Source organism: Paraburkholderia sp. BL17N1, from assembly GCF_003634175.1.
Taxonomy (GTDB): Bacteria; Pseudomonadota; Gammaproteobacteria; order Burkholderiales; family Burkholderiaceae; genus Paraburkholderia.
On record NZ_RBIW01000002.1, the window covers coordinates 1558950 to 1577740 of the forward strand.

Annotated in this window: 17 protein-coding genes; 11 read left to right on the forward strand and 6 right to left on the reverse strand. The window is 60.8% G+C overall.

The features are described 5' to 3' along the window. Window positions 1-137: 137 nt before the first annotated feature. The 4 genes from B0G82_RS26935 (at window position 138) to B0G82_RS26950 (ending at window position 3656) form a co-directional block, all read left to right on the forward strand. Complete coding sequence (locus tag B0G82_RS26935) at window positions 138-1229, forward strand: OmpA family protein (protein WP_121309618.1); 1092 nt, start codon at window positions 138-140, stop codon at window positions 1227-1229. Window positions 1230-1342: 113 nt separating this feature from the next. Further along, on the forward strand, window positions 1343-1978 hold the full coding sequence (locus tag B0G82_RS26940; protein WP_116146959.1) for a response regulator transcription factor: 636 nt from the start codon (window positions 1343-1345) through the stop codon (window positions 1976-1978). A 185-nt stretch (window positions 1979-2163) separates the two neighbouring features. After that, window positions 2164-2580 (forward strand): hypothetical protein, encoded by a 417-nt coding sequence (locus B0G82_RS26945; RefSeq protein WP_121309619.1) that lies wholly within the window; start codon window positions 2164-2166, stop codon window positions 2578-2580. Next, window positions 2577-3656: a hypothetical protein gene (locus tag B0G82_RS26950; protein ID WP_121309620.1), complete on the forward strand. Its 1080-nt coding sequence runs from the start codon at window positions 2577-2579 to the stop codon at window positions 3654-3656. Before B0G82_RS26945 ends, B0G82_RS26950 begins: the two co-directional genes overlap by 4 nt. A 111-nt stretch (window positions 3657-3767) precedes the next feature. On the opposite strand, the gene acnA is transcribed toward B0G82_RS26950, so the two are convergent. The 6 genes from acnA to B0G82_RS26980 all read right to left on the reverse strand — a co-directional run bounded on the left by acnA (window position 3768) and on the right by B0G82_RS26980 (window position 12213). Next, a complete protein-coding gene (gene acnA / locus B0G82_RS26955) occupies window positions 3768-6485 on the reverse strand; it encodes an aconitate hydratase AcnA (RefSeq protein ID WP_116146965.1) in 2718 nt (905 codons plus the stop codon). Between the two features lie 40 nt (window positions 6486-6525). Next, window positions 6526-7977: a bifunctional 2-methylcitrate dehydratase/aconitate hydratase gene (locus B0G82_RS26960; RefSeq protein WP_121309621.1), complete on the reverse strand. Its 1452-nt coding sequence runs from the start codon at window positions 7975-7977 to the stop codon at window positions 6526-6528. A gap of 25 nt (window positions 7978-8002) precedes the next feature. Then, complete coding sequence (locus B0G82_RS26965; protein WP_121309622.1) at window positions 8003-8509, reverse strand: hypothetical protein; 507 nt, start codon at window positions 8507-8509, stop codon at window positions 8003-8005. Window positions 8510-8612: 103 nt separating this feature from the next. After that, window positions 8613-9800, reverse strand: a complete 1188-nt coding sequence (gene prpC / locus B0G82_RS26970; protein ID WP_116122672.1) for a 2-methylcitrate synthase — start codon at window positions 9798-9800, stop codon at window positions 8613-8615. A gap of 160 nt (window positions 9801-9960) precedes the next feature. Further along, window positions 9961-10977 (reverse strand): aldolase/citrate lyase family protein, encoded by a 1017-nt coding sequence (locus B0G82_RS26975; RefSeq protein WP_121309623.1) that lies wholly within the window; start codon window positions 10975-10977, stop codon window positions 9961-9963. A 252-nt stretch (window positions 10978-11229) separates the two neighbouring features. After that, the gene (locus B0G82_RS26980) at window positions 11230-12213 is read right to left on the reverse strand and encodes a malate dehydrogenase (RefSeq protein WP_106313340.1); all 984 of its coding nucleotides are present in this window, start codon (window positions 12211-12213) and stop codon (window positions 11230-11232) included. Window positions 12214-12705: 492 nt separating this feature from the next. Here B0G82_RS26980 and B0G82_RS26985 point away from each other — a divergent pair, with 492 nt between their 5' ends. The 7 genes from B0G82_RS26985 (at window position 12706) to gltA (ending at window position 18628) form a co-directional block, all read left to right on the forward strand. Beyond that, entirely contained in the window at window positions 12706-13506 is an 801-nt protein-coding gene (locus tag B0G82_RS26985) for a GntR family transcriptional regulator (RefSeq protein WP_116146975.1), read from the forward strand. Between the two features lie 157 nt (window positions 13507-13663). Continuing rightward, the gene (sdhC, locus tag B0G82_RS26990; protein ID WP_116146977.1) at window positions 13664-14080 is read left to right on the forward strand and encodes a succinate dehydrogenase, cytochrome b556 subunit; all 417 of its coding nucleotides are present in this window, start codon (window positions 13664-13666) and stop codon (window positions 14078-14080) included. A gap of 3 nt (window positions 14081-14083) precedes the next feature. Then, a complete protein-coding gene (sdhD, locus tag B0G82_RS26995; protein ID WP_116146979.1) occupies window positions 14084-14452 on the forward strand; it encodes a succinate dehydrogenase, hydrophobic membrane anchor protein in 369 nt (122 codons plus the stop codon). 4 nt (window positions 14453-14456) lie between these two features. Next, entirely contained in the window at window positions 14457-16232 is a 1776-nt protein-coding gene (sdhA, locus tag B0G82_RS27000) for a succinate dehydrogenase flavoprotein subunit (RefSeq protein WP_116146981.1), read from the forward strand. A 24-nt stretch (window positions 16233-16256) separates the two neighbouring features. Further along, window positions 16257-16961 (forward strand): succinate dehydrogenase iron-sulfur subunit, encoded by a 705-nt coding sequence (locus B0G82_RS27005; RefSeq protein ID WP_012428644.1) that lies wholly within the window; start codon window positions 16257-16259, stop codon window positions 16959-16961. 1 nt (window position 16962) lies between these two features. After that, window positions 16963-17235 carry a succinate dehydrogenase assembly factor 2 gene (locus tag B0G82_RS27010; protein WP_106282590.1) on the forward strand — a complete coding sequence of 91 codons (273 nt, stop codon included), beginning with the start codon at window positions 16963-16965 and terminating at the stop codon, window positions 17233-17235. A 91-nt stretch (window positions 17236-17326) separates the two neighbouring features. After that, complete coding sequence (gene gltA, locus B0G82_RS27015; protein ID WP_012428642.1) at window positions 17327-18628, forward strand: citrate synthase; 1302 nt, start codon at window positions 17327-17329, stop codon at window positions 18626-18628. Window positions 18629-18791 lie beyond the last annotated feature (163 nt).

Here is an 18791-nt window from a genome sequence, read left to right on the forward strand (position 1 = left end):
CGACCGCGCTTCATCCAAAACGCATAATAGCCAATCACCTTTTGACATTAATCTAAGACTGCTCCCATTCCCTGTGCATCGACGGCTCTGCATACTCGTAGCCCTCAATAAGAAGATTCGCTCGACGCGGGGAATTAATGAAACACCACCTCACGGTGCTTGTTTGCGCGCTGGTTTTGACGGGTTGCGCCAACCACGCCGCGCGAGACCGGCTCGGCATTGAAGACGCCACCTTGCTGCATAGCGGTTTCGGCGTTACACAGGACGAAGCGGCGGGCGCTGCCAACTCACAATGGATCAGCACTTATGCGCCGGCGGTAAGCAGCAGCACGGCGCTGGCGCGCCTGCAGGCGCGGCTCGACCGTTTGCCTGGCGATCAGACCGGCTATTTTCACGCCAAGGCACAATGCTGGATCAATGCCGCTCAACAGGCGCGGCAATCTAACGACCGCTGGGGCTTCGTCGAAGAAGCGATCGGCCAGGCGGCCGTGATTACCGTGAGCCTGGAGAGCGGTGCGCCGTTATCCGCTATCAATCCGGCGCTGCGCACGGTGTCCACGGTGCGCCCCGATCTGTGGAAGATCGTTAATACCATTAAATCAGATCCTACTGTTGCCCAATGTCCGCAGGCTCAGCCGCCGCTCGCGTGTGCCGAAGTGGAACTGATGCAGGCCGGCCATGACGCGTGGCGACGCAGTTTCTCCGACGCCGAGCAGCGCTTGCCTGATGTGCAGAACAAGTTGCGTCAGTCGGCGGAAACCGCGCTGCAATGCAAGCAGAAGATGCAAACGCCGATATCCGCGCCGGTGCCGGGCCGTGCGCCTGTGACCACCTCGGCTGCGAATTCGTCGCGAAAGATCATGCTCAAAGCCGATTCTCTTTTCCGCTTCAACGGCGGTGACGATGCCGCGATATTGCCCGCCGGCAAACGACAGTTGAACGACGTGGCAATTCGATCGAAGAAGATGCCCTCGCTGCGTGAACTGCAGATCACCGGCTACGCTGACCGCCTTGGCGACAAGTCATACAACTTGCGTTTGTCGACGCAGCGAGCGCGGACTGTCGAACGATATCTGCAGTCGCTAGGAGTGAGGTTGCCGACGACCGCACAGGGCAGAGGCAGCGCGAATCCGCTGGTGACCTGCCGGCAAACGCAGCGAGATGTGTTGCTGCGATGCCTCGCGCCGAATCGACGCATCGAGATCGAGCTTGTCGCGGCGGCCTCGTAGTGATTTTGGATCGAGAGCTAGCAACCGTACCGCGCACATCGATGCGTCTTTGAGTTTGAGACACGCAGCGACCAACGTCGCAAAGCCTGTGTATTCAGAAGGATTAAGAAAAAATGTCAACTATTCTAATTATTGACGACCATCCTGCGTTCCGCATGATCATCAAAATGCAACTCGTGCAATTGCTTGGCGTTGAAAATGTGCTCGAGGCCGATAACGGCCAGACCGCTGTCGAGATGGCCCGAATCCATACACCGGAGCTCGCCATACTGGATCTCGACATTCCGCGCATTAGTGGACTCGATGTGATTCCACGTCTCAAACTCGTTCATCCGCCGATCCGTCTGATGGTCTTGTCTGGGCAAGATCCGGCCACGTTCGCGCCGCGCGCGATGCGCTCGGGTGTCCACGGTTTCGTCGGCAAGTCGCAGGAGATGAAGGAGATCATGCGCGGTGTCGAAGCGGTGCTCGCCGGCTACACCGTGTTCCCGGTGATGAAGCACGGCGGCGGTATTGCGCTCGTCGATGGCCGGGGAGGCGAGGAGGCGAGAATCGGTTTGCTGTCTGATAAAGAGCTGGTGATTTTGCAGATGCTTTCAAAAGGCATGTCGAACAAGGCGATTGGAGACGCCCTGTTTATCAGCGATAAAACCGTCAGCACATACAAGAGCCGTATCCAGGAGAAACTCGGCCTGACGTCGTTGGCAGGACTCATTGAGTTCGCGACTTTGCACCGGTTGGTCGAGTAGGTTCGCGGCTATGAAAACGGTGTGCCTGTCTCGCTCCGCTCGGTGCATAGGAAACCAAACGATAAGCGATCTACTGGATTCGGCGTCCGCGGATTCCTGCGTTTTTGTCTTCAAAGACAGAGCGACGAACGCGCGCGATCTTCAACGCGCCGTTCACCGTCGAACAACGGGAGTTATCCGTAGAAATGGCTAACGGCAACACACCGGTGTCTTTTTTTGCCCGCGTCGCGCAGTCATCGGAGAGCTCATCAAGCGTTCCTTTTGAGCCCTTTGAAACGCGTTTCCTGGACGCGTTGTCCGAAGAGGGCGTCGACCTCAAGGCGTTTATCAACCACTGGCGTCAAGCAATGAATGACGACCTCGCGCGCCTCGACGCGTTACCTCGTGATGGCGACTTCGACCATTTCCATAGTGTGCTGCATCGCCTGAGCGGAGCAGTGGCGCTCGTCGGCGCGCATAGTTTGATGGACGCGTTGCAGCGCGCGAGCTTGTCGCCGCCGGAACAGAGCGCTGGGGCAATCGACGCGCTATCTGCGCGCGCCAGAACCCTCGTTGCGCAACTTGAAGCCACGTCCCGCGCCTTCCGGAGCAGCTCACAATGAACCGACCGCTTGCCTTGATCGAAGGCGATCTGGCGCTTCCGAGTCTGCGGCCCTTCGACGCCCTGCCGCCGCCTTTCGGTTCGTGGCGTCGTCAGGCACGGACCGCGGCGCGACGTGAACCGCAACCCGCTGCACACGTCGCCGCGCAACAGGTGATTCAGAATGCGATGCGGCGTTCGGCGTCGCCAGGGAGTAGTGGGCTGGTTCCACCCGGCGCCAAGGTTCTCTTTCTTTACAAGCTGCCGCAGCAACCCGACCATTCGCATCGTTTTGAGGAGCAACTGGCCGAAGCCCGGTACTACCTTGGGATGGGCGGAGCGCGTCCGAGTTCGACCCGCTCCGATCACGTCCTCGGCGCGGCAATTTTCGCGAGCTGTAGCATCGCGCTGGCCTGGTTGCTGGCCACCTGTGCGACGCATGATGCCGACAGGACGACCGCCGCGGCCAGCGCAAGAACACAATCGGTCGCGTCGATGGACAGCGGTGCGACAGCGATTCGTCCGCGAGAGCAAGCTAAACCGGCGCAACCGTCGGCCGAATTCGCCGGGACGACCACGCGGAGTGCGCCATCGGCCGCTAGCTCGGGGCCGAAGTCGACAGCGCCCGGCGCTCCCAAGTCGCCGGACGCGATACGTGACACGACTGTTCGCGGCACGCCGAAGCCACAGCACGTCGAACACCTCGAGCCTCGGCCCACTGGCCGCGTGTCCATACGGCACATGGCGCCGATCGAACTCGCAACGGCCCACTACCAGACGCCGATGGCACGCCTCAGCAAACTGCGAATCGACAAACGTCTCGCACTCAGCCGCGCGACCAACCCAGCCACGCAGCCTTCCGCGTCGAAACAGTCCGAACGGACCGCATGGACTGAGCAGCCCGAACGCCCCACGTCCGTAACCGACGCAGCCGAGCGCGCAGCGCTACGCGACTGGGCGGCACAACAGCGTCGTTCAAACATCACGACGCGCGCCAGCATACCCGCGCCAAGCGACACCGACTGGAACGCCCGCATGATCCAGCGCCGCATCACAGACAGCCCCGACGCCTTCCAGACAGGCCGCGCCCAAAAGTAAGCAGCGAAAAAAAAGCCCGACCACCGGTCGGGCTTCAAAGTCAGCTGCGTCCTCCACAGGACGCAGCTCCTGCAAAACAGCTCGTAGCGACTACTCAGGTAAGCAAAGACCTCAAGCAGCCAGCAACGAACGCAGCACGAACGGCAGAATCCCGCCGTGCTTGTAGTAGTCGACTTCGATCGGCGTGTCGATACGCAGCAGCACCTGCACGCGCTTTTCCTTGCCGTCCTTGTCGCGGATCACCAGCGTCACTTCCTGTTGCGGCTTGAAGTCAGCGCCCAGGCCTTCGATGTCGTACGTTTCTTCGCCGGTGATGCCGAGCGATTGCACGCTATCCGAGCCCATGAACTGCAGCGGCAGAACGCCCATGCCGACCAGGTTCGAACGGTGGATCCGCTCGAAGCTGCGTGCGACCACGGCTTTCACGCCCAGCAGTTGCGTACCCTTCGCAGCCCAGTCACGCGACGAGCCCGTGCCGTACTCTTCGCCCGCGAACACCACGGTCGGCGTGCCGGCGTCGATGTACTTCATCGCTGCGTCGTAGATCGACATTTGTTCGCCGTCCGGCTGGTGAATCGTCAGGCCGCCTTCCACGCGCGAGCCGTCTGCCTTCGTCGGGATCATCAGGTTCTTGATGCGGACGTTCGCGAACGTGCCGCGCATCATCACGTCATGGTTGCCGCGACGCGAGCCGTAGCTGTTGAAGTCGGCCTTCTGCACGCCGTTTTCCTTCAGCCACTTGCCGGCCGGCGAGTCTTCCTTGATCGAACCAGCGGGGCTGATGTGGTCGGTCGTGACCGAATCCCCGAAGATGCCCAGCGCGCGTGCGTCCTTGACGGCGGCGATGCTGTCGGCCGGCGTCATCGAGAAGTCCTTGCCGAAGAACGGCGGCTCAGCGATGTAGGTCGACTTCGGCCAGTCGTAGACTTGACCTTCTTCGCCCTCGATTTTGCTCCACAGATCGCCCTTCTTGGTCAGCGCCGAGTAGTTCTTGCGGAACGCGTCGGCGTCCAGCGCGAACTTGAGCAGTTCGTTGACTTCTTCGCTGGTCGGCCAGATGTCGCCCAGGTAGATGTCCTTGCCGCCCTTGCCCTTGCCGACCGGTTCGGTCATCAGGTCGCGCGTAATGTTGCCGGCGATCGCATAAGCGACGACCAGCGGCGGCGAGGCCAGGAAGTTGGCGCGGATGTTCGGGTGAATGCGCGCTTCGAAGTTACGGTTGCCCGACAGCACCGCTGCCGCGACGATGTCGTTCTTCGTGATCGCTTCGTTCAGTTCCGGCGTCAGATCGCCCGCGTTGCCGATACAGGTCGTGCAACCGTAAGCGGCCAGCGTGAAGCCGAGCTTGTCGAGGTACTTCATCAAGTCGGTCTTCGTCAGGTATTCCGTGACGATGCGCGATCCCGGCGCCAGCGAGGTCTTGATGTGCGGCGCGACCGTCAGGCCGGCTTCGACCGCCTTCTTCGCCAGCAAGCCGGCGGCCAGCAGCACGCTCGGGTTCGAGGTGTTCGTGCACGACGTGATCGCGGCAATCAGGATGTCGCCGTTCTTCACGTCGACGCCGTTGCTCGTCGTGTATTGCGCTTCGAGATCGTCCGCCTTCTTCGCGAAGCCATTTTCCGCAACCGGCTTCGAGAACAGGTCGCTGAAGGTCGACTTCACGTGCCCGATTTCGATACGGTCTTGCGGGCGCTTCGGACCTGCCAGCGACGGCGTCACCGTGCCGAGATCCAGCGTGACGACCTTGGTGTAGTCGATCTGGCCAGCCTTCGGAATACCGAACAGACCTTGCGCCTTGAAATAGTTTTCGAAGGCGGCGATTTCGGCGTCGGTGCGGCCCGTGCCCTTGAAATAGTCGATCGTCTTTTCGTCGACCGGGAAGAAGCCCATGGTCGCGCCGTACTCCGGTGCCATGTTGCCGATCGTCGCGCGGTCGGGCAGCGACAGCGATGCCGTGCCTTCGCCGAAGAATTCGACGAACTTGCCGACCACTTTTTCCTTGCGCAGTAGTTCGGTGACGGTCAGAACCAGGTCGGTCGCCGTCAGGCCTTCGCGCAGCTTGCCCTTCAGTTCGACGCCGACCACGTCCGGCGTCAGGAAATACACCGGCTGGCCGAGCATGCCGGCTTCCGCCTCGATACCGCCCACGCCCCAGCCCACCACGCCGATGCCGTTGATCATGGTGGTGTGGCTGTCCGTGCCGACCAGCGAATCCGGGTAGTAGACCGTGTCCGCGCCTTCAGCCTTCTTGTGCACGCCGCGTGCGAGGTATTCCAGGTTCACCTGGTGAACGATACCGACGCCCGGCGGCACGACCTTGAACGTGTCGAATGCCTGCATGCCCCACTTCATGAACTGATAGCGCTCGTTGTTGCGCTGGAATTCCAGTTTCATGTTCAGGTCGAGCGCGTTCTTTTCGCGGAAGTGATCGATCTGCACCGAGTGATCGACGACCAGATCGACCGGGACCAGCGGTTCGATCGACTTCGGATTCTTGCCCATGTTTTTCGCGACACCGCGCATTGCCGCGATGTCGGCGAGCAGTGGCACGCCGGTAAAGTCTTGCAGCACGACGCGCGACACGACGAACGGGATTTCGTCGACGCGCGCTGCGGTCGGCTTCCAGTTGGCGAGTTGCTCGATGTGTTCTTCGGCGATTTTCTTGCCGTCGTAGTTACGCAGCACCGATTCCAGCACGATTCGGATCGAAACCGGCAGGCGGTCGATCTTGATGTTCAGCGCCTTGCCGAGTTGCGGCAGGGAGTAGAACTTGCCTTTGCCGGAACCGCTGTCGAATTCCTTGAGCGTTTTGTGGAGGTTGTGGGCCATGGTGTTTTCCTTGGTTTGATCGCGGAACTACAGTACATAACTAGATGACGTAAAGATCGACGTATTCATTGACCGGCATGGGTTCGAGCCTTGCCTGATCGAGCGACACGTCGAGAATCGCCAGTTGTTGCTTGACCGGAAAGCGGCGCGCGAGGTTGGTCCTGAACTTCTCGACCAGCAACGGTATGCCTTCTTCGCGACGACGCTTATGACCGATCGGGTATTCGACTACGACCTCGTCGAATGTCGAGCCGTCGTTGAATTCGATCGTCAGTGCATTGGCGATCGAACGCTTCTCCGGATCGTGGTAATCCTGCGTGAATTGCGCGTCTTCGACGCATTCCATTTTCGCGCGCAGCACATCGATGCGAGCGTCCTGCGCGGTCGAATCTTCATAATCCGCGGCCGTCAGGCGGCCGTGGATCAGCGGCACGGCGATCATGTACTGAATGCAATGATCGCGGTCGGCCGGATTGTTCAGCGGACCTTTTTTATCGATGATGCGAATCGCGGCCTCGTGCGTGCGGATCGTAATCTTGCGGATGTCTTCCACGCGCTTTCCCGCCGCGGCGAGTTGCTCATGCAACTTCATCGCGGCTTCCACCGCCGTTTGCGCATGGAATTCTGCCGGAAAAGAAATCTTGAAGAGCACGTTTTCCATCACGTACGAACCGTACGGACGCTGGAACTTGAATGCGTTGCCCTTGAAGAGCACGTCGTAAAAGCCCCAGGTCTTCGCGGTCAGCACCGACGGATAGCCCATCTCGCCGGTCTTCGCGATCAGCGCGAGACGCACGGCGCGTGAGGTCGCGTCGCCCGCCGCCCACGACTTGCGCGAGCCGGTATTCGGCGCGTGGCGATACGTGCGCAGCGCGTGCCCATCGACAAACGCCTGCGACACCGCGTTGATCAGTTCGTCGCGCGTGAGGCCGATCAGCTGGCCGACCACCGCGGTCGACGCCAGTTTCACCAGCAATACGTGATCGAGCCCAACCTTGTTGAAGGAGTTTTCGAGCGCGATACAGCCTTGAATTTCGTGCGCCTTGATCATGGCGATCAACACGTCTTTCATCGCCAGCGGCGTTTTGCCCGCTGCGATGGCGCCGCGCGAGAGCCAGTCGGCCGTCGCCAGAATTCCGCCGAGGTTATCCGACGGATGCCCCCATTCGGCGGCAAGCCAGGTGTCGTTGAAGTCGAGCCAGCGGATCATGGCGCCGATATTGAAGGCGGCCTGAACGGGATCCAGCTGGAACGACGTGCCCGGCACCTTCGCGCCGTTGGGGACGATCGTGCCCGGCACGATCGGTCCCATCAGTTTGGTGCAGGCCGGGTAGGTGAGCGCCTCGAGTCCGCAGCCGAGCGTATCGATCAGGCAGTGACGCGCGGTTTCCAGCGCGAGCGTGCTGTCGATCTGATAATCCAGAACGTAGTCGACGATATCGGTCAGGACTGGGTCCGGAGCGGGTCGCACGTTGGAAATCGGAGCGGACATCGGGGAGCTTTCCTGATGACGATATTTAGTTGCTGGTCTTGTCGATCGCGTTCGATTGCGTCGGAGCCGGCGCGCCTTGCGCCATGGCTGCCGTCTTGCATTCGTCGGCCAGACGCGAGCTGTCCTTGTCCGAGAACAACATTGCCTTCGTCGGGATCACGACCAGGTCCATGCCGGTTGCGGCGTCGTGGAAGCGGTCGGCGCCCGTGGTGGTCGCTTCGCGCGGCAGATTGTAATTTTTGTTAGCCCAGTGAACCGTGACGATCTGGTCACGCTTCATGTCACCCTTCAGTTCGAAAGCCAGGCCTTCGTTGCACGACCACTTTTCCGCGCCATCCGGCACCGGATCGACCTTCGCTTCCTTGGCCGGGTTCGCTTTGCGCTTGATCAGGCGTTTCGGTTGCGGGCGCTTTGCAGTAGCCTTGGCAGCCGGTTTCGTGGTGGTCGCCGATTGCGCGGCGGCGTCAGTCGCGACGGACAGCATCGTCGTGGACAGGGCGCCAATCACGGCGGCGATCATCAGCTTTTTCATAGAGAAAACCTTTCTATCTAGTTTCAGTTAAACATTCCGCGGGCTACCGGTCCTGGCGACCGCGTGGTTGAACTGCACGCGCTTTGAAAGCGCACAGCGACCGCTATTTTCTCCTATTTAGCGGCAGGTACTTCAAATTCTCAGGTCCGGTGTAATTCGCGCTCGGACGGATGATCTTGTTGTCGACGCGCTGCTCGATGATGTGCGCGCTCCAGCCGGCCGTGCGCGCGATCACGAAGAGCGGCGTGAACATTGCCGTGGGCACGCCCATCATGTGATACGAGACCGCGCTGAACCAGTCCAGATTCGGGAACATCTTCTTCGCCTCCCACATCACCGACTCCAGCCGCTCGGCGATATTGAACAGCTTGCTGTTGCCGGCTTCCTTCGAGAGCTTTTTGGCGATTTCCTTGATGACCTTGTTGCGCGGATCGGAGATCGTGTACACCGGGTGGCCGAAACCGATCACCACTTCCTTGTTCTCGACGCGCTTTCTGATGTCCGCTTCGGCTTCGTCCGGCGTCTGGTAGCGCGACTGGATCTCGAACGCGACTTCATTGGCGCCACCGTGCTTCGGTCCGCGCAGCGCGCCGATTGCGCCGGTGATGGCCGAATAGATATCCGAGCCCGTGCCGGCGATCACGCGGCCGGTGAAGGTCGATGCGTTGAATTCGTGCTCGGCGTACAGGTTCAGCGACACATGCATCGCGTCGACCCAAGCCTTTGACGGCTCCACGCCGTGCAGCAGATGCAGGAAGTGGCCGCCGATCGAGTCGTCGTCGGTTTCCACCTCGATGCGCTTGCCGTTGTGCGAGTAGTGATACCAGTAAAGCAGCATCGAGCCGAGCGAGGCCATCAGCTTGTCAGCGATATCGCGCGCGCCCGGCAGGTTGTGATCGTCTTTCTCCGGCAGCACGGTGCCGAGCACCGACACGCCGGTGCGCATCACGTCCATCGGATGCGCGGCGGCCGGGATCCACTCGAGCGCGGCCTTGACGTTGGCGGGCAGACCGCGCAGCGCCTTCAGCTTCGTTTTGTACGCGGTCAGCTCGGCCTGGGTCGGCAGCTTTTCGTGCACGAGCAGATAGGCGATTTCTTCGAATTCGCAGGCGCTGGCAATATCGAGAATGTCGTAGCCGCGGTAATGCAGGTCGTTGCCGGTCTTGCCGACCGTGCAGAGCGCCGTGTTGCCCGCTGTCACGCCGGACAGGGCGACGGATTTCTTCGGCTTGAAGCCGCTTTGGGGTTGATTGCCGCCTTGTGCACCAGCGGTTTGCGTCGTTTCGCTCATCTCCCGCAATCTCCTTTGTGCCTGCTCGATGCTTCTGATTGACCCGTGCGTTCAACGCCAGTCTCGTGCAGCGCCACACAGAGGGCTGTTTCGACTGCCTCACGGCGTGCGAATAGACCGCTCACAATAGCCGCGCCGATTGCCGCAGCAGCTTTCACGCTTATGACCCTGCTGGAACGTCAGTGCCCACTTTCGCGAAGAGCGGCGCGGCGTCTTGCGGGACGGCGCGTCCCGTCGCTTGCGCTCGACGCAGCACCGACCAGTAGTACCGATAGCTCGCGCGGTCGTGCAACGTGTCGTGATGGCGCGTCGGGCCCCACTGCGCGGACTGCGCGGCGAGCAGGATTTCGGTGGCGGTGGCGATCTCTTCGTCGCGTGGCGCGAATGCGGCGACGATTGCTTCGATCTGCGCCGGATGGATGCTCCACATGCGCGTATAGCCGAACTCGTTGCGGGCGCGCGCGGCGTCGTTGGCGACCACGCTCATGTCGCGCACCTCCGTGCTGACGTTATGCGAAGGCACTTTGCCGTATGCATGGCAGGCAGCCGAGATTTCGAGCTTCGCGCGCCGCACCAGCGGATGGTCGAACTGGCCGGGCGAGCGCATGGCGGTATCGGGAATCGCGCCGTTGTGCGCGGAGACGAAGTCCATCAGGCCGAAGCTCAGCGCTTCCACGCCCGGCAGCGCGGCCAGATCGAACACGCGTGTCAGCGCGCCGTGCGTTTCGACCAGCAATTGCACCGGCACCGGTTGCGCGATCTCGAGTTCGCGCCGCGTCGCCTCGATGAATGCGACCATTTCGGCGGCATCGGGGACGTTGCGGATTTTCGGCAGGGTGATGTAAGCAGGCGCTCGCTTCGCGGCACGGAGAATGAGACGGACGTCGTCGCGCCAGTGCGCGTGATCGAAGTCGTGAATCCGCACGCCGACGCGGCCGAAGTGGTCATGCTCGCTGCCCAGCAACGACGCGACCAGCTCCGCGTGCTCCGCTTCGCGGCCGACCTGCGCGCCGTCTTCACAATCGAGCGTGATGTCGAATACGGCGCCCAGTTGCTGCTGCAAGGCCAACGATTTCAGCATCAGCTTTTCGCTGCCGGCGTAGTGATCGCAGGCAGGCAGCACGGCGGGCGGCACTTCGCCGTCAAACAGCACTTCGGCGGGTGTGAGGGCGCGCATTCTCGGCGTCAGGAGCGTGGGTAATGTTTGGTTTGGAGAAATCCGATTCGGGTGCGCTCTGCCGGACCATCGCGGTAACTGCGCAAAACGCGCTCGGATCAGATGCGAATAGCCGCGTTCGCATGTAAAAAACCGGAACCCGCCACGGCAGCGGCTGTAAGCGCCGCGCGAGACTTTTCGCTTCGCGCCAGGCCCCCGAGGGCAGCCTGGCGTTCTCTCACGAGTTCCGGTTCGTCTGCATCAGCCAGCCGCTTAGCCGAGCAGGTGTTGAACGCCTTCGCGCTCTTCCAGCAATTCGTTCAGCGTGCCGTCCATCTTTTCGCGCGAGAATGCGTCGATTTCCAAGCCTTCGACGCGCTTGTACTCGCCGTTTTCGCACGTGACGGGCACACCGTAGATGATGTCTTCCGGAATGCCGTACGAACCGTCCGACGGAATACCCATGGTGACCCACTTGCCGTTCGTGCCGAGCACCCAGTCACGCACGTGGTCGATCGCCGCGTTAGCCGCCGACGCTGCCGACGACAGGCCGCGCGCTTCGATGATCGCTGCGCCACGCTTGCCGACGGTCGGGATGAACGTGTTGCGGTTCCATTCGTCGTCGTTTATCAGCTTGGTCAGGTCTTGACCTTCTGCCGTTGCAAAGCGGAAGTCCGGGTACATGGTCGGCGAGTGGTTGCCCCACACAGCCAGCTTTTCGATCGACGCGACCGGCTTGCCCGACTTGGCGGCCAGTTGCGACAGCGCGCGGTTGTGGTCCAGGCGCAGCATGGCGGTGAAGTTCTTCTTCGGCAGATCCGGCGCCGACTTCATGGCGATGTAAGCGTTCGTGTTGGCCGGGTTGCCGACCACCAGCACCTTCACGTCGCGGCTCGCGACCTTGTTCAGCGCCTTGCCCTGAACCGTGAAGATTTCGGCGTTAGCCGACAGCAGGTCTTTACGCTCCATGCCTTTCGAACGCGGACGTGCGCCGACCAGCAGGGCCACGTCTGCATCCTTGAATGCGACTTCGGGATCGTCGGTGATTACGACGCCCGACAGCAGCGGGAATGCGCAATCATCCAGTTCCATCACGACGCCTTTGACGGCGCCTTGCGCTTGCGGCAGGTCGAGCAGTTGCAGGACCACCGGCTGATCCTTGCCGAGCAGATCGCCATTGGCGATGCGAAACAGCAGGGAGTAAGCGATTTGACCTGCGGCGCCGGTGACGGCAACGCGCTTTGCGGGCTTAGCCATTGAGAAATCTCCAGGACGATGCGTTAGACGCTAGGGAAAACGCCATTCTATATGCGCGTTCAGCGAAGCGTTATGAAACACGGCGGAATTCACTGTCGCGGACTGCCTCGGAATCTGCCGAGGCCGAGCGGCGTGTTGCGGCGAGACCGCCATGCCGGAATCTGTACTGCCGCACGGGAGCGGAATTCGAGGCGCCGGGTAGCCGCTGCACGGTGCGGGCTCCTGCAAACAGCGCGTTTCGGCAAGCGTCTGACCAGCGAATGGCGGCGAAATCGAAACCTGAACTGCGTGGGAACAGCATGGTGCAGAGTGGCCGCCGGTGCGTCGCGGCGCTGCATCAAACAGCCGCCGAAAATCCCGCAAACCCTTGCTCGACAAGGAGTGTAGGAGTCGTCAGAGGCAAAGTCAACATTATCTTATGTCTTATATAAGACATATCTGTTGCGGGGAAAACCCTAGACGCGGCCTAGCCCTTTATGATGAAATGCGCGCATGAATTCGAACCCGGCGAACACCACGAATCCGAGCGGCCAAGGGGTGGCGGGTGAGGGTGTACCCGCTGCGTCTACTGCCACGTCGCCCACTTTCAGTCCTTTGTATCAGCAGATCAAAGGGTTGATCACGCAGAGCCTTGAAAGCGGCGAGTGGAAGCCGGGCGAAATCATTCCTAGTGAAGTCGAGTTGGCGGCCAGATACAAGGTCAGTCAGGGAACGGTGCGCAAAGCGATCGACGAACTTGCCGCCGACAACCTGCTGGTGCGCCGCCAGGGCAAGGGCACGTTTGTTGCGACGCACAATGAAGACCGCGCCCAGTTTCGCTTCCTCAGATTACTGGCCGATGACGGCGCGGAACACCCGCACGTCAGCCGTCTGCTCGAATGCCGGCGTCTGCGCGCTTCGGCGGACATTGCCCGGCAACTCGATCTGAAGCCGGCCGATCCGGTCGTATTGATCAAGCGCTTGCTGCAGTTCGACGGCGAGGTCACCGTACTCGACGAAATCTGGCTGCCGGGCGCCGTGTTCCGCGGCCTGACGCTCGAGCGGCTGTCGGAGTATAAAGGTCCCCTCTACGCGATGTTCGAGACTGAGTTCGGCACCCGCATGATCCGCGCCACGGAGAAGATCCGCGCGGTCGCGGCCGAGCCTTCCGTGGCCGATCTGCTGCATGTGCCCGCGGGTTTTCCGCTGCTATCGGTCGAGCGCGTGTCCTATACATATGGGGACCGGCCGGTTGAAGTGCGCCGCGGTTGGTATGTCACAACCGGGTATTACTATCAGAACGACCTAAGCTGAATCGGGCTGAATAAGGGCGCTGCGTCCCACACGCGCGCCTGTTTGAAGGCGCCTTTATCGCGCGTGCTGTAACGGACCTGTCGTGGTTTTCGCTGCAGCGCGATATAAAAAGGCGCTAAAATTGCGGATTAGTGTGACTACATAGTAGGGGTCTAGCATGGCTGAAGCCGTAAAAAAACCGAGGCCGGAATTCCGGAACATCGGTATCGGGCAGATATTGACGGCGTACCGTCTACCGCTAGCGGGGCGAGTATCGATCTTGCACCGCTTGAGCGGTGGTCTGCTTTTTGTTTTTCTTCCGTTCCTGCTGTACCTCTTCGATCAGAGCCTCACTTCTGAACTCAGTTTCGAAGTCTTCAAAGGTTTCCTCTCCAACATCATCGTCAAGCTCATCACGCTCGTTCTCGCGTGGGCCTTCCTGTTTCACTTCTGCGCCGGCGTCCGTCACTTGCTGATGGACACGAACCACAACGCAGTAACGAAGGAAAAGGGCAAGTCGACCTCCATCGTCGTTCTCGTCGTGTCGTCGTTGCTCACCATTGCATTCGCGGCAAAACTGTTCGGAGCATTCTAAAAAATGTCATCAAATAACCGAATCGGTTCGAAGCGTCTTGTTGTCGGCGCGCATTACGGTCTGCGCGACTGGCTGGCGCAGCGCATCACGGCCACGATCATGGCGGTCTACACCGTCATTCTGCTCGCCTGGTTCTTCGGCGCGCGCGATTTCTCGTACGACGGCTGGGCCTCGATCTTCGCCACGCAATGGATGAAGCTCGCCACGTTCGTCACGCTGCTTTCGCTGTTCTATCACGCGTGGGTGGGTATCCGCGACATCTGGATGGACTACGTGAAGCCCGTTGGCATCCGCCTGTTGCTTCAAGCGCTGACGATCGTCTGGCTGCTCGCGTCGGCGGGCTACGCTGCGCAGATTCTCTGGAGAGTGTAAAAGAATGGCTGCAATCAAGAATTCTCTGCCGCGTCGCAAGTTTGACGTGGTTATCGTCGGCGCAGGCGGCTCGGGGATGCGCGCTTCGCTGCAACTCGCGCGCGCCGGTCTGTCGGTCTGCGTGCTGTCCAAAGTGTTCCCGACGCGTTCGCACACGGTTGCTGCTCAAGGCGGCATCGGCGCATCGCTCGGCAACATGAGCGAAGACAACTGGCACTACCACTTCTACGACACGATCAAGGGTTCCGACTGGCTCGGCGACCAGGACGCGATCGAGTTCATGTGCCGCGAAGCACCGAACGCCGTCTATGAACTCGAACACATGGGCATGCCGTTCGACCGTAACGCGGACGGCACGATTTACCAGCGCCCGTTCGGCGGCCACACCGCGAACTACGGCGAAAAGCCGGTGCAACGCGCTTGCGCGGCGGCTGACCGGACCGGTCACGCGCTGCTGCACACGCTGTATCAGCAAAACGTCGAGGCCAAGACGCAGTTCTTCGTCGAATGGATGGCGCTGGATCTGATCCGCGACTCCGAAGGCGACGTGCTCGGCGTGACCGCGCTGGAAATGGAAACCGGCGACGTCTACATTCTCGAAGGCAAGACCACGCTATTCGCCACGGGCGGCGCGGGCCGGATCTTCGCGGCATCGACCAACGCGTTCATCAACACCGGCGACGGCCTGGGCATGGCGGCGCGTTCGGGCATCGCACTGCAAGACATGGAATTCTGGCAGTTCCACCCCACCGGCGTGGCCGGCGCGGGCGTGCTGATTACCGAAGGCGTGCGCGGCGAAGGCGGCATTCTGCGCAACTCGAACGGCGAGCGTTTCATGGAACGCTACGCGCCTACGTTGAAGGATCTGGCGCCGCGTGACTTCGTGTCGCGTTCGATGGACCAGGAAATCAAGGAAGGCCGCGGCGTGGGTCCGAACAAGGATCACGTGCTGCTCGACCTGTCGCACATCGGCGCCGAGACGATCATGAAGCGTCTGCCGTCGATCCGCGAAATCGCGCTGAAGTTCGCGAACGTCGATTGCATTAAAGAGCCGATCCCGGTCGTGCCGACCATCCACTATCAGATGGGCGGTATTCCGACGAACATCCATGGCCAGGTCGTGGGCACGTCGAAGGGTCACGAAGTGCCGGTCAACGGTTTCTACGCAGTGGGCGAATGCTCGTGCGTGTCGGTGCACGGCGCGAACCGCCTCGGCACGAACTCGCTGCTCGACCTGGTGGTGTTCGGCCGCGCAGCCGGCAACCACATCGTCAAGCACGTGAAGGAAATCAAGGAGCACAAGCCGCTGCCGGCCGACGCCGCTGATTTCGCGCTGTCGCGTCTGGCGAAGCTCGATAGCTCGTCCTCGGGCGAGTACGCGCAATCGGTTGCCAACGACATCCGCGGCACGATGCAGAAGCACGCCGGCGTGTTCCGCACCTCGGCGTTGCTGGCCGAGGGCGTCGAGCGCATCCGCGAAGTAGCTGACCGCGTCGACAGCATCCACCTGAAAGATAAGTCGAAGGTGTTCAACACGGCGCGCGTGGAAGCGCTGGAAGTGGCGAACCTGATCGAAGTGGCCCGCGCCACGATGGTTTCCGCCGAAGCGCGTAAGGAAAGCCGTGGCGCGCACGCGCAGAACGACTTCGAACATCGCGACGACGAAAACTGGCTGCGCCATACGCTGTGGTTCAGCGAAGGCGATCGCCTCGACTACAAGCCGGTTCACATGCAACCGCTGACGGTCGAATCGGTTCCGCCGAAAGCGCGGACCTTCTAAGGCACAAGTCAAAGGAATTCAGAAATGGCAAAGCGTACATTTGAAATTTACCGCTACGACCCGGACAAGGACGCAGCGCCGCGCATGCAAACGTACGAGATTGAGATTGACTCGCACGAACGCATGCTGCTCGACGCGCTGCTGAAGTTGAAGGCAGTTGACGAAACGCTGTCGTTCCGCCGTTCGTGCCGCGAAGGCGTGTGCGGTTCGGACGCCATGAACATCAACGGCAAGAACGGTCTGGCCTGCCTGCAGAACATGAACGATCTGCCGCAAAAGATCGTGCTGCGTCCGCTGCCGGGACTGCCGGTCATTCGCGACCTGATCGTCGACATGACGCAGTTCTTCAACCAGTATCATTCGATCAAGCCGTACCTGATCAACGACACGCCGCCGCCGGAGAAGGAACGTCTGCAGTCGCCGGAAGAGCGCGACGAGCTCGACGGCCTGTACGAATGTATTCTGTGCGCTAGCTGCTCGACATCGTGCCCGAGTTTCTGGTGGAATCCGGACAAGTTCGTCGGCCCGGCTGGCCTGCTGCAAGCCTACCGTTTCATCGCGGACAGCCGCGACGAAGCGACGGGCGAACGGCTGGACAACCTGGAAGATCCGTACCGTCTGTTCCGTTGCCATACCATCATGAACTGTGTCGACGTTTGCCCGAAGGGCCTGAACCCGACCAAGGCGATTGGCAAGATCAAGGAATTGATGGTTCGCCGCGCTGTCTGAGATGGAATCAACATCGCATCAGTCCGACCCTCTCCGCCGCGCGCGTCTTCGCTGGCGCGCGCGGCGGGGCCTGCTGGAAAACGATCTGATCTTTGAGCGTTTTTTCAGCCGATATGAGCATGACCTCAGCGATGCAGATGTGGGCGCCCTCACGCGCCTGCTCGAGCTGAGCGATAACGACCTGATGGACTTGCTGCTCGTACGCAAGGAACCGGAAGGCGACCTTGCCGACCCGGATGTAATCCGGGTGCTGGAGCTGCTGCGGAATGCCTGACCGGCGTAGCCGGCTTTGAGCGCAGCTTGTCCGTTGTTCCAGGCGTGCAATTATCGAAACCCTGTTTCCATACTTCGATTGAGGATGTGCTATGACCCCGTCAGATGTTAAAGCCACGCTATCGTTCAGCGACAATTCGCCGAGCGTTGAAATGCCGATTTACAAGGGCACTCTCGGCCCGGACGTGATCGACATCCGCAAACTGTACGGCCAGACTGGCAAGTTCACGTACGACCCGGGCTTCATGTCGACGGCGGCTTGCAATTCGGCGATCACCTACATCGACGGCGACAAGGGCGAACTGCTGTATCGCGGTTATCCGATCGACAATCTGGCGCAGAACGCCGACTTCCTCGAAACGTGCTACCTGCTGCTGAAGGGCGAATTGCCGAACGCGGAGCAGAACGCCGAATTCGTGAAGACGGTCACGAACCACACGATGGTGCATGAGCAAATGCACTTCTTCTTCCGTGGTTTCCGTCGCGACGCGCACCCGATGGCGATTCTGGTCGCAGCAGTCGGCGCGCTGTCGGCGTTCTATCACGACTCGCTCGACATCAACAACCCGCGTCACCGTGAAGTGTCGGCCATTCGCATGATCGCGAAGCTGCCGACGCTGGTCGCCATGGCGTACAAGTACAGCATCGGCCAGCCGTTTGCGTACCCGAAGAACGACCTGTCGTACAGCGCGAACTTCATGCACATGATGTTCTCGAACCCGTGCGAAGAGTACAAGGTCAACGACGTGCTGGTGCGTGCACTGGACCGTATCCTGATCCTGCACGCGGATCACGAGCAGAATGCATCGACCTCGACCGTGCGTCTCGCCGGTTCGTCGGGTGCGAACCCGTTCGCGTGTATCGCAGCGGGTATCGCGTGTCTGTGGGGCCCGGCGCACGGCGGTGCGAACGAAGCCGCATTGAACATGCTGGAAGAAATCGGCTCGGTCGACAACATTCCTGAGTTCATCAAGCAGGTGAAGGACAAGAACTCGGGCGTGAAGCTGATGGGCTTCGGCCACCGCGTCTACAAGAATTACGATCCGCGCGCGAAACTGATGCGCGAGACCTGCCACGAAGTGCTGGAAGAACTGGGCCTGCACGACGACCCGCTGTTCAAGCTGGCCATGGCACTGGAAAAGATCGCGCTCGAAGACGAATACTTCGTGTCGCGCAAGCTGTACCCGAACGTCGATTTCTATTCGGGCATCGTGCAGCGCGCGCTGGGCATCCCGACGTCGATGTTCACGTGTATCTTCGCGATGGCACGTACGGTGGGCTGGATTGCGCAGTGGAACGAAATGATTGCGGATCCGGAACAGAAGATTGGCCGTCCGCGTCAGCTGTTCATCGGCGACACGCAGCGTGAAGCAAAGCCGATCGCGCAGCGTTGATTGGGGTTGAGTCCGCTTGATTCGTAGTGGCCGCGTGCGCTGCGAGTGAGGGCGGAGACTGCTGATAAAGACGCCCCGACGGGTTTTTCGTCGGGGCGTTTTGTTTGTCCTCAGCTTCCTGTCCCGCGCACTGAGCCTGCATTTGCACGGCGGTGCAGCAGGC